This is a genomic window from Agrobacterium salinitolerans, assembly GCF_002008225.1.
GTDB lineage: Bacteria > Pseudomonadota > Alphaproteobacteria > Rhizobiales > Rhizobiaceae > Agrobacterium > Agrobacterium salinitolerans.
The window spans coordinates 1-13,230 of sequence record NZ_MRDH01000008.1 but is presented as its reverse complement, the minus strand read 5'-3'; the positions used below and the strand labels follow the sequence as shown (position 1 = coordinate 13,230).

The following is a 13,230-nucleotide window of genomic DNA, read 5'->3' as shown; positions in this document are numbered from 1 at the left end:
GCGGCTTTCCGCAAAATGGATGCCGCCGTGCTCGCGGTAGGCGGTGAGGCCCTCGGCCGTCTTGTGGGTCGCAAAGGCAACTGATGCCTGTCTCTGCCAATCATGGTGCTGGCGGCGAATGTCGGAAAGTTCGACATGGCCGATCTGTTCGGCAATCGCCCTGAAGGGTGCTCCGGCCCCGATCGCCTGCAACTGCTCATGGTCGCCCACAAGAACAATCTTTGCACCGCGCTCTTCTGCCTCGCCGATAAAGCGGGCGAGCTGCCGGCTCCCGACCATGCCGGCCTCGTCAATGACGAACACGTCCCGGCCACCGATCAGATCCCGGCCATGGTCCCAGCTGTAAGACCAGGACGCCAGCGTGCGGCTTTGAATGCCGGAACTTTCTTCAAGACCCTCGGCAGCCTTTCCGGCCAGAGCCGCACCGTGGACCTGATAACCTTGCGCCTCCCACGCCGCACGAGCCGCTGCCAGCATGGTGGACTTTCCCGCACCGGCAAATCCGACCACGGCCGCGATGCCTTCGGGGCCTGTAACATGTTTGATCGCATGACGCTGTTCGTCCGACAATCCCACTGAAGGGTCGCTCGCGGCCACCATTCCGCCGGTGCTGTTCCGAAGAGAGCGATCCTGCCTTTCCATCGCACGTTCGACATGGCGAGGATCGACGCCATGGGACTGCGCCTGATGCAACCGGTTCGCCGACTGCGCCATTGCGAGTTCCAGATCGATCATCTCCCGCGTCGAATAGCGCGCATTGGAAACCTCACCCGTCTCAGGATCGATGCGCTCAGCCTGAAGCTCGACAAGCGCTGGCGAGGCCATCACAGCCGCAAAGGCGTTCCGGAACATTTGGGCGTCATCGTTGATGTAGCGATGCAGGGTTTTGGCAATATCGTGCCGATCGAACACGCTCTTCTCATGGCTGATCAGCGTCAAAACCTGTTCCGGTTTCTGGCGGATCAGCGCGGCATTTTGCCGTGCTGCCTCGTCATCCAGCCGGCCGCGCTCGACTGCCATTCCCTGCTGGCGCATCTGCGAGGCATGCACGCCCATATGTTCGGTCGGCGACAATTCCAGACCGCGCTCAATGTGTGAGCGATGATCGATGCGGATATCCAGGCCTTCGCGTTGAAGCTGACGGTTGGCGATACCTTCCCATGCCTGCCTGATATCGCGAAGCTGTATATCGGTTGTCGCCATGCCATGTGCCAGCAGCCGTGCGTTCTTGTGCTCGAGATAAGTTTTCTCGCCAAGGCCGGTTCTGCCTACCTGTCGCGTCGTCATCAGCACATGCGCATGGTAGTTCCTGATGTCACCATTCTCACTGGGCGAATGGATGGCAAAATCCACGGCCGCGCCATAGCGGTTTGCCAGATCCCGGGCAAAGGCGCGTGCAGCCTTCAGTCGCCCTTCTGGCGACAGCTCATGCGGAAGCGCAATCTCGAATTCGCGGGCGACGCGGGCATCTTTTCGCTTTTCAGCAAACTCGGCAGCGTTCCACAATGCCGAACGATCCAAAGCCCAATCGGCAGAAAGACCGTCCGGCAGCACGATCTCTTTATGCTCCACGCCCTCTTTGCGGGTGAAGTCATGCACAAGCCCATCGCGGTGATTGGTGAGGAGAACCGCGCAACGGTAGGCGGCAGAAGCCACAGCACTTCGGCCGGATGAGCGCGAGACAGGTTTGGTGCTCAAATGATAAATCGCCAACCGAAATCTCCGATCCGCAAACGGGGAAACCGAACGCTGATTTCCGCTGCAAGTCGTAAGTGCGCCCTTGTCTGTTTACCGGTGGCGAGGCTAGCAACAACGAAAGGGCATTTCGACTACTAAAAGTAGTAGTCGCCAAGTGGCAATTGCTCGTGTTTGAATAGGGAAACAATCGCGTCAATCAGGGGATGGCGATAGGCGCAGGCTGATCGCACGGCGGAGGAGGGATAGGCGCCAAAGGGTGCCGAACGAGTGGAAAGAGATATTGCAGGCGAGGCGCGACAAACAGTAGCGGGCGCAGGCAATGCGCATGTGGATAGTTGGGGAGACAGGCATTCGATTGGCAGCTGCCAAAAATCTGAGTTTCAAAGAAGTTTACAATGGCCCATACAGGATACCGTCCAGAAACGGAGCAGACATGAAGACCAGCCTTGAACATTTGCCGGAACGAAAGCAACGCGAGCTTGCGCGTGTTGTCGGAATTATCCAGGAAGAGTTTGCTGATCTGGTGGAGCGCTCGAAGTCTGACGCCAAGAAGGACGGGCGGATTTTCAAAATCATTCTGTTCGGTTCTTACGCGCGTGGCACCTGGGTGGATGAGCCGCATACGTCGAAAGGCTACCGCTCGGATTTCGATATCCTCGTCATCGTCAGCAACAAGGAACTGGCCGATCCCAAATACTGGGACAAGGCGACAGACCGGCTGATGTGGGACAAGGAGATCGAGACGCCCGTGGGGCTTATCGTGCATGGCGCCCGCGAAATCAGCAATTTTTTACATGACGGCCAATACTTCTTCGTCGACCTCGCCCGCGAAGGTGTTGTCCTTTATGAATTTGATGACCGGCCGCTGGCTGAAGCGAAACCGCTCAGCCCTGCCGATGCACTCAGGGTTGCCGAGGAGCATTTCCGCAGGCATTTTCCTGATGCGCGAGATTTCGCTGATGTAGCAAAATATCTCGTTGCGAAAGGTAACCTGCACCTAGCGGCTTTCAATCTCCATCAGGCAGTGGAGAGCGCCTATAACTGCTACCTGCTGACACTGACAAACTATTCGCCCGCGTCTCACAATCTCAAATTCCTGCGAGGGCTTTCCGAAGGTCGCGATCACCGCTTGATCGACATCTGGCCGCGCGACCGTCAGCGATTTACCACATGGTACAACATCCTGAACGAGGCCTACGTCAAGGCACGTTATTCGAAGCGTTTCGAGGTTTCCGAAGAGGCGCTCACCTGGCTTCAGGAGCGGACGGCTGAACTTCACAGGCTGGTTCAGACGCTCTGCCTAGAGCACATCGAAAAGCTCAAACAGGCCGCGGGACAAGCCGCAGATTCCAGCGACTGAGCTTCACCGGTGGCAGAGCAATCCTGAGCTCAGGCAACGGCCACCCAGTGTTTTGAACCACAGGGTCCGACTTACTCTTTCAACCGCTATGTCGATCTCCTCATAGAAACGGGTCTGTCTTCCAGGAGCAAAGCCGTTGTCAACAGCGGCGGTTCCGGTGCGATCGCAATCGAAAGGAATAATCGTGGCAAGGAAAACCATTGCACAGCGTCTCGCTGAACTGGATGCGCAACGGTCTCCTCGGCGTGGACTTCCAATTGTCATGACTGATAATTCCAATCCCCAAGGAATTGGAAACGGGTCGGCATGAACGTCTATAGCAATCGACGCGGTGATCCAGCCTGTCCTGACGGGAACGCGCTCCTCCATAGCGCCGAAGTGAGCGGCAGGACAGGCGTGCGTCTTGCTGCAAAGGCATGAAAACGGAGGCGTGCTGCATGTCTTCAGCGACAAAGAGGGCTGCCGCCGCATCTTTGGCGAGGTCCGGGTCGCATGTGTTTTCTTCTGCTTCCATGTCCCTACGCCTTACCCAGTCGGTCTACCGTGACACCAAGGGCATTTGCCAACGCGAGCTTGCCGTTGTCTGGCATTAATACGAGGCCCGACAGGATCGCTTCCTGCCACGCCTCTCCGCGCGCCCACGCTTCGCGGTAGGCATCGGCAAGCAAATAGCTCTGTCGCGTCTCCACGAGCGCCTCGGACAGCAGCGAGGCCTGTACGAGATCTTTGTCTCTCTTGGCTCGCCCGAGGGCATCCGTGCGCCTCCTGGATGCAACGATCAGCTTGTGGACGGCATACCGCTCGGGAGCGGGAATATTCACGCTTACGCCTTCCCGGTGCAGCAGTACCGTTCTTACGGGTTCGTAGATCAGGAAGTCCAGGAACCGCAGGTTTTCAGCAGACGCGCCTCCAAGGGCAGGCATCGGGGACGGCTTGCCCGTATAGTCATCCGATCCACGGTTGGTCGTCAGGAATTCGACGCGGTAGTTTACCGAATTCGAAAAGGCCACCACCTTTGCGTTATCGGCCTGGTGCGGGACCGCCCTGAACGTGCTGTCTATCGATCTCAGGAGATCGAGGATTGGAGGCAGGCTGTCCTCGACTTCCGCCGAGATCGCAAAGTCCTGCGCGAAGTCCGCATCGCCCGTTTGCATAGAGGCACCAGGGAGACGAACGCCAAGGAGGCCTGAGTAACAGCTGAAAGCCACAGAACCGACGAGGAGTGCCCTCAGACGGAATAGGCCTGCGTCAGCGAGTACTTTGGTCACTTCACCCGCGAAGCGATCCGGTGCGGACATGCCACCGCTTCGCAGCAGCATGCCGACGAGCTTGCGCCGCTCCCGGATGTCGTCTTTGACTTGCCTGTGGGCTTTCACCCGGGCAGTGATGTCTGCGTCATCCTGTGGGCCAACATAGCGTCTCTTGTCCTTACCCTCGGGAGTAGGGAGATCAAAATACCAGTAATTGCGGCCCTTGACCGGAACGGTAACAAACCGACCTTCGAGGGGGAAATCTGCCTGAAACTGAGCATCGAACGTCCGCTGTGCCAGTTCAGCGAACGCCGTTCTGTAAACGAGGTCAATCTGTTTCATCGCCCGATCCCGTTATAATGAATTTGCAAAAACATTATAACTATGCTGTCAGATGTCAATGGAGCGAGGCAAGACCCGTTGGTTGTCGATTATCGGGTGAATTTGAGCCACGTTTTCGTTTCCGCGCGACGCACGCTAGGTCTGAAAACTTATGTTGGTCAAACCAATACGTCGAATTCGCCAGTTTAAGGTATGGCGGAAAAGAGGATGTAATCCTGCTGGAATTCAACAGGCCGCTTCAATTAGCAGATGCCGGACCGGCTCACGCCTTACAAATTCGGCCTCCACATGTCTCAGCACATGACGTTGTCCTGCAAATGGCACCATTCCCAGGGCGGTCTCGAAAGACACCCATCGAAACTCGCTGTGCTCGTGATTGATGACGATGGTCGCATCAGCGTCCACGAAACCGACAAAAACCGACAAGATGCTGATGGCATCACGATCGGCCTCGTAGAACTGCTCACAAATGTCGGCGGAATACAGACGCTCGCATGTGAGATTTGTTTCTTCGTTGACTTCGCGCAGCGCTGCTTCCCAGGCTTTTTCGCCCTCCTCGATCGCGCCGGCGATCTGGCACCATTCGCCAACCAGCGTATGATTTCGACGCAGAAGCAAAACCTCGCATCCGGCGGGCACCATCCGTAGAAGCACGACTGATATTGCGAAGCATCGGATCGGAATTTCAGTCATAGGCGTCCTTTCTGATCGGTATCCGTCAAATTATGTCTTCTGGAATAAAGCCGCCCGTCTGGCGCTGCCAAAGGCGTGCGAACAATCCGTCGCCTTCGATCAGCTCTTCCGGGCGGCCTTCCTCGATGATCCGGCCGTGGTCGAGGACGACGATCCGGTCCATGCTCGATATCGTTGACAGGCGATGGGCGATTGCGATCACCGTCTTTCCCTCCATGACGAGATCGAGCCGCTCCTGGATCGCAGCTTCGGACTCGCTGTCGAGCGCCGAGGTCGCCTCGTCGAGCACCAGAATCGGCGCATCCTTCAGCATGACGCGAGCGATGGCGACGCGTTGGCGTTGGCCGCCTGAGAGTTTGATGCCGCGGTCGCCGACGAAGGCGTCATAGCCGGTGCGGCCTTCGCTGTCGACAAGGTCGGCGATGAAGGTGTCGGCGGCGGCCATTTTTGCGACAGTCTCGATCTCTTCTCTTGTCGCTCCAGGTCGGCCGTAGCGGATGTTGTCACCGACCGACCGGTGCAGCAGCGCGACATCTTGGGCGATGACGCCGATGGCGCGGCGCAGGCTCGACTGGGTGACGGAGCGAATATCATGGCCATCGATCAGGATCGCGCCGTCCTTGATGTCGTAGAAGCGCAGCAGCAAGTTGGTGAGGGTGGTCTTACCCGCTCCGGAGAGCCCGACGAGACCCACCTTCTCGCCCGGTCGGATGGTCAGCGAGAGATCGTCTATGACCGGCTTCCCGGTCTTGTATGCAAAGCGCACTTTCTCGAAACGAATCTCACCACCTGTCGCCACAAGCTCCCTTGCATCCGGCTGGTCCATGATGGTGGGCGGGGTGGTCATCACGGGCATGGCGTCCTTGATCGTGCCGATTGCCTGGAAGATCTGCTGCCCCATCTGCAGGAACGTAAAGATCTGCGTCGACAGCCGGTGCAAGACATAGACGGCGCCAACGAATTCGCCGACCGTCAGGAAGCCCTTGACGAGGCCGGAAAACCCGATCGTCATCATGCTCAGCCAAAGGAGCGTATTCAGGACCACGACGGTTAGCTCGGAGCTGCGATAGAGGCGCTGCTCGGTCTGCTGCGTCTTGACCGACTTGCCGATGACATTGCGGATGGCGCCGGCCTCACTGTGTTCGGCGGCGAACTGCTTGATCATCTGCATGTTGGTGTAGAGATCTGTGATGGCGCCCGCAACCAGGCTGCGCTGCTTGGCGGTGCGGCGTGAGCGCTCGACGAAGGTCGGCACGATCCTGATGGTGAATGCGACATTCAACGCGATCCAGATGATGACAGGCAAGGCGAGCTGCCAGGAAAGCGCGCTGAGCAGGATCACAGAACCTACCAGTTGCACCGCGAAGCGCGGGATGGACTGGAAGGCCGCGATGATCTGTTGCTGAACGGCGGCCGCCACCTGCTGAAGGCGCGAGGAAACCTGGCCGGCGAAGAGGTCGTGAAAAAAGGCAAGATCCTGCCGCTCTACCGCCTTGTGACCTTGCCACTGGATGGCGGCCGGCATACCGATGCCAAGCGTATGCGAGGTCAGCGTATTCAGAACGAAGGACACGATCGGCATGATTGGGAAGATCAGCAGGCCGAGGATGGTGAGGAGTGGCCACTCGTTCTGCAGGAAGGTGGCAGCACCCTGTTGCGTCACGCCATCGACGATAACCGAGAGGCCCCAGACGATGAGCAGGTTGATCGCCTCGAACAGCATGGATGAGATCGCCAGTGCGATCAGCACGCCACGGAACATCGAGATGAAATGCAGGAGGACGGTGACCGGCCCCTTCGATGGTAGCGGACGGTACGGGATTTCAAGAGGCTGGATCAATCGTTCGAACGGGCGGTAAATCGTATCTGAAATCGACATGGGTGCTCGAACTCCAAATGAAAAGCGAGGAGATCCTCGTGATCGGTGCTTACGGCCATAGCCAAGATGCTAGGGATTCTCTTGGCTATGGATAATGCCTGCGGTTCCCGGAAATAAGTACCCCGATCCCATCATCGCTCAATCCTCCGCAATTCGACGTGTCAATTGAATCAGGATATCAATGCGCCAGCAATGTCGACCTTCAATCCAGCGACCGAATACACGCACCCATTTTGAGGGCGATGGATTTTTTTAACTTTATCCTGTGCAATGGTCTGCCTAAAACTTATCAATTTCTGACTTAGCCGAGTTTCAGTTTGATGGCCGAGAACGATAATCAAACCCGCCTCGAAAACTACCTTCAGGTACTCGTAGGGCTGCCCTTGAGCATTGCCCGCAACGCTGCGGACATGAAGGTTTTCCATTTCGGAACCGTTCGACCGCATCCGTCAGGCAGAGGAACTGTCGGTGCTTATGCACTGCATGTTCAATGTCCGTGGCGCTTCGTTGATGAGAAGACAGTAAGCACAGGGACATCAGATCGTTTTGTCGAGCCGGCTGAAGGAACGAGCACAAACGATGACGATTGCGCAGGACCGGCATGCCGAGTTCCCCGGCACCCAACACAAGAATGTTCCGTGACTTCACGTTGGAAACTGTTTTATTCATCGATTTCAATCCTTCAAAAATCCAATGTCGCCCCTACTTGGCAAGGCGCGACCACGAAAGAAAGAAGGTGCACGGATGATACTGCGGCAAAATCGAAGGACGCCATTCCCGTTCTATTAGTTTTCAGACATACTCGTTCGTCAGCTTAGGGCCAATGGCCGTCATTGCGCTGAAGCGCCATAAGCGGTCATGCTGGTGACAGGCCCTTTGGAATGGTACGTATTCAGCGCGAGAACCTGAACGCGAGAGATATCATGGGTACGAATCCTGTTAAGGGCCCCGCCTCCTATTTTCCCTCGATCGAAGCGAAGTATGGTCGCTCGATAGCGGAATGGAAGGACCTCATCCGTAGTCAGAGCGGGAAGAAGCACATGGAACTGGTCGCTTGGCTCAAGGAAGAGCACGGCTTGGGCCACGGTCACGCCAACGCCCTAGTCGCGGATACCCTCCGGGAGTAACGATTTGCAGCTTCGTCCGCTTGGGGCGGGGAACTGCCCTAATGCAAAGCACCAAGTGCGGTCGGGAATCTATCGGACGCGGGGAACTACCGGATTTTCAAGAAAGCCGCGCCGGAAGGCTCTTGCAACAACCACGCCCAGTCCAAATCCCGATATCAATCTTGCTAGCAAAAGATCAGGCAATGAATAGGACGCCAGCCAATAAAAGGTTCCAAATGCCAAGAACGATGTTGCGACAAGGCTAAGCTGGCCGTCTGTTGCTGGCCGACGAAAAGCCACAGAATGAAACCCAGCGACGCCCCCAACCAAGCATGGCAAAAACTGACCGAGAGTTATCGTTGGCTTCGCCGTAAGCGTGTCCAGATGGCAAAAGATGAACGCTAACAATCCGGTGCCAAGTAACTGCAACAATACGGCTCCAACCAGGCGTGTTCTGACGGAATATTTGGGTTTCGAGTAGCGAAAATATGTGACCAAGACGCCCTCCTTTGACGTGGTCGCGTTCGATGGGCCGCGACCGCCTTAAAATTCGTACAACCTCAACTAGAGTTGAGGTCAAGGGGCAATGACACGAGAGTCAACCGTTTGGCAGAGTGTCCGACGGGCGAGATGAGAGGTTTGCGTGTCAACTATTTTGCGGACCAACCGACTGCTTCTCAGGGAAGTCGAAAAACAGGACCTAGCCGCGTTGAGCAAGATTTACTCCGACGATGAATGCATGAGATTCTATCCAAGCACCAAGTCGTCATCTGAAATCCGGACTTGGTTTCAGGAGCTTTCATTCGATAGCTACCTCAAGCACGGCTTCGGCCTTTGGGCAGTAGTTGACCCCTCTTCCGGACAGGTCATCGGCGACTGTGGGATCACCCTCCAAGAGACCCCTGAAGGCACCGAACCGGAAATAGGGTATCATCTGTGGCGTGACTTCTGGGGGAAAGGGTTTGCGACTGAGGCTGCGACAGCTTGTCGGCGCCATGCGCTGAACACCCTTGGCTTGGGCAGGGTGGTGAGCATAACAAGCCCCGAGAATATACCGTCGCAGAAGGTCGCGGAAAAAGTCCATGACCGAATGGAGGTCTACCAAAAACGGCTCCAGAGCAGCGGGCGCATCGTAAATCGATACCTGTATATTAGCCAAGCTCAATGACCACTACGGGCCAACTGTGGTCTTCCGCTTCGCGCTTTATTCCGGACATTAGCTTAGCATTCTCAAGCTTTCCAAAGCGGTCGTTCCGCTTTTTCTTGCTGCTAACAACCATTATGGGGTGGAGAGGGGCATAAGCACCTCTAGCTGACAACCCGCACGAAGCCGGCAGCCTTGAGATCGAGGTCGTCAACGAAGTCCTCGATGAAGCGGACCAAGTTGTCCGGTCCCACATAATCGTCGACTGCTCCCGGCAGAAGCAGTAATTGCGAGCGATCTGTTGCAGAAAGATGTGACATAGTAAAGTATAACCATCAGCCGCTATCTTAAGGAATCCACATTGAGTTTTCAGACCGGGGAACCGCATGGGACATTTTAAGCTTGTTTATCAGAGCTATCCGCTCGACCTTCCAGTCGAGGAGCCACGCATCACCTTGCGGGCCTCAAGTGGATCTTGGCCTGGTCAGCAGTTGGATGACTACGTCGTCTTGGATTTAGAAGTGAAATCTCCGAAATTCTTCTTCGATCCCAACAATGACCCCGAGGATGACGTCTCCCAGTGGTTGAACCCGGGTCTGGATACACAGTGGCTCAAAATACCGTTGAAGCACTTCGAGAACCGTGACTATCGCAGCCTCCAGGAAATCCGGGCGGACTTCCAGGGCGAAGGAACTCAAAACGCTTTGACGAGTGAGGATTGGTGGGAAGCCCCAGGTCTTATCACCACCTACAGCGATGAGTTTTTCGCTCGTGCGGAAATTTCCATCCTTCACGACGGTGGTGACATGTTTTCAGTTCAGCTTTCAGGCACCACTCAGTTCGCCACTGCCTTTGACATAGCCTTTAGTGCTCCCCTGACCGTCAAGCTGATCGGCTACCGCAACTCGGCCACCACAGATGATCTTTTAAGTTGGTTCAACCGCTTTCTCAGAAAAGACGACTTCATTTTCACACCGCTGCAGCGAGGTGAAGACCTCTATCTCAATGGTGCGGTCAAGTAACAGCCGCGCTAATCGCGCTGAATGCTTCGAGAATGATTGAAGCAGATCCATAGATCACGTGAAGATCGAAACGGGATTGTCAGGCGCCCGGAGTTTTGAGAGGGTCTGCGGGAGTATTGCGATAAACGCTGTCAAAGATGTACGGTGCAATATAGTGGATACGCTGTTTGATGATGCGCTCGATGAAAAGCGCCTTCTGCGCCCTGCATTCCTTCTGGCACGCGGGCTCGAATCTCGGGTATTCCCTGATGTTTTCGATAGGGCCGCGTTCTTTGCCCTGGCAAGGATTGCTGGAATCCTCGGAGGATCCGTCTTTATTTATCATGCCGAGTTCGGCAAGCAGCCGGAGAAAACCACCAGCATCGATCCGGTTCGCGCATGGGACAGTCTTTTTCAAGTTTTCCATGAGGACGTCATTCTGGAATTCTCACCAAGCCCGCTTTTTGTTTGGCTGCCCGCTGGCGAGCGTTTCCACGTCGTGTTCGGGAGCAAGGAGATGATCGCCCAACTTGGCAATATGCGAGATGAGGCCGGCTCCTTTTCCGCATTCGTTGACGCGTCGCGCTTGACCGAGAAAGGCAAGCAGTTTTTGCTCGAAGCATATGAGCGATACACGATCTGATGGCGCCCGTTCCAGCGTGCATTGGGTCATTCACGTCGATAACCGCCTGGGTTCGAGCAGCGCCGGTGCCGCCAGATCAACGGAGCGGAAGATGACAGCAGCGTACCAATTGCGGGCAACTTTTCCGGCGGCGATGCTGTCGATAGGTTTGGCCATCAGTGTTGCATCGGCAGAATCTGACAACGATCAGGCCCGCGATTGGATCATCAGCGGGACTGAACTGATCAAGGCGCTCGAAGGAAAGTTCGATGATGGCGCTCTGCAGAGTGAGGCTGGTCGTATCACGTCGGGCGCTCGCGGTAGTGCTTATATCGCTGGGGTGGCTGATGCTACCAGCGGGACGGGCTGGTGTGGGGCCGGATCGGTTCTCCCCCATGAGCTTACAGATCGCGTATACACGCATCTTCGAAGCGTCACGCCGGAGCGCCTTACAAGGAGAGCATCGACATTGGTGATTGAGACGCTGCCTGCTATTTATCCCTGACCCGGGAATTAAAGAGGCGTTTTCGAGTTATGCTATTATTGGAATTCTTGATTTTTTCAGCCGCGTTTGTGGCGGTCGTTCTTCTGGCGGTTCACCAAATTGTCGCGCAGATCAAGGAGTACCGATTTTATAAGAGTAACGGCGGTGATTTTTCCGTCGATAGCGGCGCGGACAATCTGAAGCTTGATGAGCGCGTTTACATCAATGCTCTCGGCCTCACGAATTGGCAGCGTTTCTATCTATTTCGTTCGTTTTACATCGTGCTGCTTATAGCGTTCGCCGGCATGATGATCTTCTCTTTATTGTGACGGACATGATATTAGTCCGCTCCTGACAGCCGTCTTTCAGCATTCGCGAAAGTCCTGCAGACCTCCGAAAACGCGGCTCCAGAAAATTTGATTAGAGGATAATCCTAATGCACCGGCTATTCGCCTGCCACCCTCAGGGCGGACATGACTATGCAGATTTTCGGAATCAGATTCTACCTTGCCGAAATCGTCTCGAGTTTTGGGCCGTCTGCCTGAAACCAGTGGCAGAAATGATTCAAGATGACAGAGACCTACTTGGTCCGCTTTGGTTGTCTTCGCCCCCTGTTTTCGAACGACCGCAGTGGGCCAATTGCAGACATGGGTTCTTCGCCAGAAGCGGGCATCGCCAAGGCGATCGACAGATCTCGAAGCGCCACAGCAAAAATGTGAATTCCCACCTGTCTACGCTATTGTTAGGTATGACAAGCAACGGTGAGCTCGTATCTTCCTTACAATGTTAACAACGGAGCCATGGATGGCGGTACTAGGGAAAGACCTGCCCAATTTCGAGTATTTTCTCGATCCCATCGCAAACGGCTGCGTCGTGCCCATGCTTGCGAAATGCCCATGCTGCGGAAAAGATCGGGAATTCATGTACTGCGGCCCGATATACTGCAAGGATAACATTCTGCACGTATGCCCATGGTGTATCCACAGCGGCGAAGCCACGCGGAAGTGGGATGCCTCTTTCAACGACGCCCATTCGATACCGAAGAACGTCCCGAAACAAATTATCGACACGGTGTGCAACAGGACGCCCGGATTTGAAAGCTGGCAGACCAATCACTGGCTTTTTTCGGAGACGGACGCCATGATGTTTGTTGGCGAGATCGATGGGGTCACCTTGTTGGCCGAAGCGGACGATCTAAAAATAGCTGCCTGCCGGAGGGCGCTGGATGAATGGCACTTTTCCGAAGAATTCGACCTTGCGGAAATCACCCGAGGAGGTCAGCCTGCCGTTTATCTTTTCAGGGACAGACAATCCGGCGAGTACAGCGCTTATGCTGACATGACCTGACACACGCGAAGAGCGCCGTCGTTGTGAGTGGTACATTTCAAGCGGTAGCTCTGCGCCAAGAAGAGACATTCGAGCGGTGGATAGGCTAACGTGTCTGTTCCCATGATTACGGATGCGCTGATGCCGACCTTGGTTGAAATTCTTCCCTACGACCCGAAATGGCCAGATGACTTTTTGGTGACCGAAGCCCTTTTTGAGAGAAGTGCTCGGAGGATGCGTTGGGGCGTAAGCGGCAAGGAGATCCCATCTGGCGGGTCTGATGCTGAGTAAGGTATTTCGGGCATACGAGTTCTTTGGATGTGAG

14 protein-coding genes are annotated in these 13,230 nt (G+C 55.6%); 8 read left to right on the top strand and 6 right to left on the bottom strand.

Features of this window, described 5'->3' with window-relative positions; translation table 11 throughout:
* The coding region (gene traA / locus BS627_RS10210) for a Ti-type conjugative transfer relaxase TraA (RefSeq protein ID WP_077983116.1) at positions 1 to 1,713 on the bottom strand (1,713 nt) is incomplete at its 3' end.
* Between the two features lie 418 nt (positions 1,714 to 2,131).
* Between traA and BS627_RS10205 the strand changes: the two genes are divergently transcribed.
* Positions 2,132 to 3,058: a nucleotidyltransferase and HEPN domain-containing protein gene (locus BS627_RS10205; protein ID WP_077983119.1), complete on the top strand. Its 927-nt coding sequence runs from the start codon at positions 2,132 to 2,134 to the stop codon at positions 3,056 to 3,058.
* Positions 3,059 to 3,576: 518 nt separating this feature from the next.
* On the opposite strand, the gene BS627_RS10200 is transcribed toward BS627_RS10205, so the two are convergent.
* From BS627_RS10200 to BS627_RS24540, 4 genes are all read right to left on the bottom strand, one after another.
* A complete protein-coding gene (locus BS627_RS10200; protein ID WP_077983115.1) occupies positions 3,577 to 4,650 on the bottom strand; it encodes a nucleotidyltransferase family protein in 1,074 nt (357 codons plus the stop codon).
* 225 nt (positions 4,651 to 4,875) lie between these two features.
* On the bottom strand, positions 4,876 to 5,343 hold the full coding sequence (locus tag BS627_RS10195; protein ID WP_077983114.1) for an NUDIX hydrolase: 468 nt from the start codon (positions 5,341 to 5,343) through the stop codon (positions 4,876 to 4,878).
* A gap of 25 nt (positions 5,344 to 5,368) precedes the next feature.
* On the bottom strand, positions 5,369 to 7,222 hold the full coding sequence (locus BS627_RS10190) for an ABC transporter ATP-binding protein (RefSeq protein WP_077983113.1): 1,854 nt from the start codon (positions 7,220 to 7,222) through the stop codon (positions 5,369 to 5,371).
* A gap of 170 nt (positions 7,223 to 7,392) precedes the next feature.
* Positions 7,393 to 7,647, bottom strand: a complete 255-nt coding sequence (locus BS627_RS24540) for a hypothetical protein (RefSeq protein WP_158662951.1) — start codon at positions 7,645 to 7,647, stop codon at positions 7,393 to 7,395.
* A 498-nt stretch (positions 7,648 to 8,145) separates the two neighbouring features.
* Between BS627_RS24540 and BS627_RS10180 the strand changes: the two genes are divergently transcribed.
* Entirely contained in the window at positions 8,146 to 8,349 is a 204-nt protein-coding gene (locus tag BS627_RS10180; RefSeq protein ID WP_165691214.1) for a DUF4287 domain-containing protein, read from the top strand.
* Positions 8,350 to 8,983: 634 nt separating this feature from the next.
* Positions 8,984 to 9,496 (top strand): GNAT family N-acetyltransferase, encoded by a 513-nt coding sequence (locus BS627_RS10170; RefSeq protein WP_077983111.1) that lies wholly within the window; start codon positions 8,984 to 8,986, stop codon positions 9,494 to 9,496.
* 140 nt (positions 9,497 to 9,636) lie between these two features.
* Here BS627_RS10170 and BS627_RS24535 read toward each other — a convergent pair whose 3' ends face one another.
* Complete coding sequence (locus BS627_RS24535; RefSeq protein ID WP_165691213.1) at positions 9,637 to 9,792, bottom strand: hypothetical protein; 156 nt, start codon at positions 9,790 to 9,792, stop codon at positions 9,637 to 9,639.
* 66 nt (positions 9,793 to 9,858) lie between these two features.
* Between BS627_RS24535 and BS627_RS10165 the strand changes: the two genes are divergently transcribed.
* From BS627_RS10165 to BS627_RS10145, 5 genes are all read left to right on the top strand, one after another.
* Positions 9,859 to 10,494, top strand: a complete 636-nt coding sequence (locus tag BS627_RS10165; protein ID WP_063881607.1) for a hypothetical protein — start codon at positions 9,859 to 9,861, stop codon at positions 10,492 to 10,494.
* A gap of 154 nt (positions 10,495 to 10,648) precedes the next feature.
* Entirely contained in the window at positions 10,649 to 11,116 is a 468-nt protein-coding gene (locus tag BS627_RS10160) for a hypothetical protein (RefSeq protein ID WP_077983110.1), read from the top strand.
* 91 nt (positions 11,117 to 11,207) lie between these two features.
* Positions 11,208 to 11,600: a Rap1a/Tai family immunity protein gene (locus tag BS627_RS10155; protein ID WP_077983117.1), complete on the top strand. Its 393-nt coding sequence runs from the start codon at positions 11,208 to 11,210 to the stop codon at positions 11,598 to 11,600.
* 47 nt (positions 11,601 to 11,647) lie between these two features.
* Entirely contained in the window at positions 11,648 to 11,908 is a 261-nt protein-coding gene (locus BS627_RS10150) for a hypothetical protein (RefSeq protein ID WP_245307081.1), read from the top strand.
* A gap of 475 nt (positions 11,909 to 12,383) precedes the next feature.
* Positions 12,384 to 12,926 carry a CbrC family protein gene (locus tag BS627_RS10145; RefSeq protein WP_158662953.1) on the top strand — a complete coding sequence of 181 codons (543 nt, stop codon included), beginning with the start codon at positions 12,384 to 12,386 and terminating at the stop codon, positions 12,924 to 12,926.
* Positions 12,927 to 13,230 lie beyond the last annotated feature (304 nt).

Coding starts and splice junctions, on each gene's coding strand:
- BS627_RS10205 (WP_077983119.1), top strand. CDS start 2,132: ATGAAGACCAGCCTTGAACATTTGCCGGAACGAAAGCAACGCGAGCTT.
- BS627_RS10200 (WP_077983115.1), bottom strand. CDS start 4,650: ATGAAACAGATTGACCTCGTTTACAGAACGGCGTTCGCTGAACTGGCA.
- BS627_RS10195 (WP_077983114.1), bottom strand. CDS start 5,343: ATGACTGAAATTCCGATCCGATGCTTCGCAATATCAGTCGTGCTTCTA.
- BS627_RS10190 (WP_077983113.1), bottom strand. CDS start 7,222: ATGTCGATTTCAGATACGATTTACCGCCCGTTCGAACGATTGATCCAG.
- BS627_RS24540 (WP_158662951.1), bottom strand. CDS start 7,647: ATGGAAAACCTTCATGTCCGCAGCGTTGCGGGCAATGCTCAAGGGCAG.
- BS627_RS10180 (WP_165691214.1), top strand. CDS start 8,146: ATGGGTACGAATCCTGTTAAGGGCCCCGCCTCCTATTTTCCCTCGATC.
- BS627_RS24535 (WP_165691213.1), bottom strand. CDS start 9,792: ATGTCACATCTTTCTGCAACAGATCGCTCGCAATTACTGCTTCTGCCG.
- BS627_RS10165 (WP_063881607.1), top strand. CDS start 9,859: ATGGGACATTTTAAGCTTGTTTATCAGAGCTATCCGCTCGACCTTCCA.
- BS627_RS10155 (WP_077983117.1), top strand. CDS start 11,208: ATGACAGCAGCGTACCAATTGCGGGCAACTTTTCCGGCGGCGATGCTG.
- BS627_RS10145 (WP_158662953.1), top strand. CDS start 12,384: ATGGCGGTACTAGGGAAAGACCTGCCCAATTTCGAGTATTTTCTCGAT.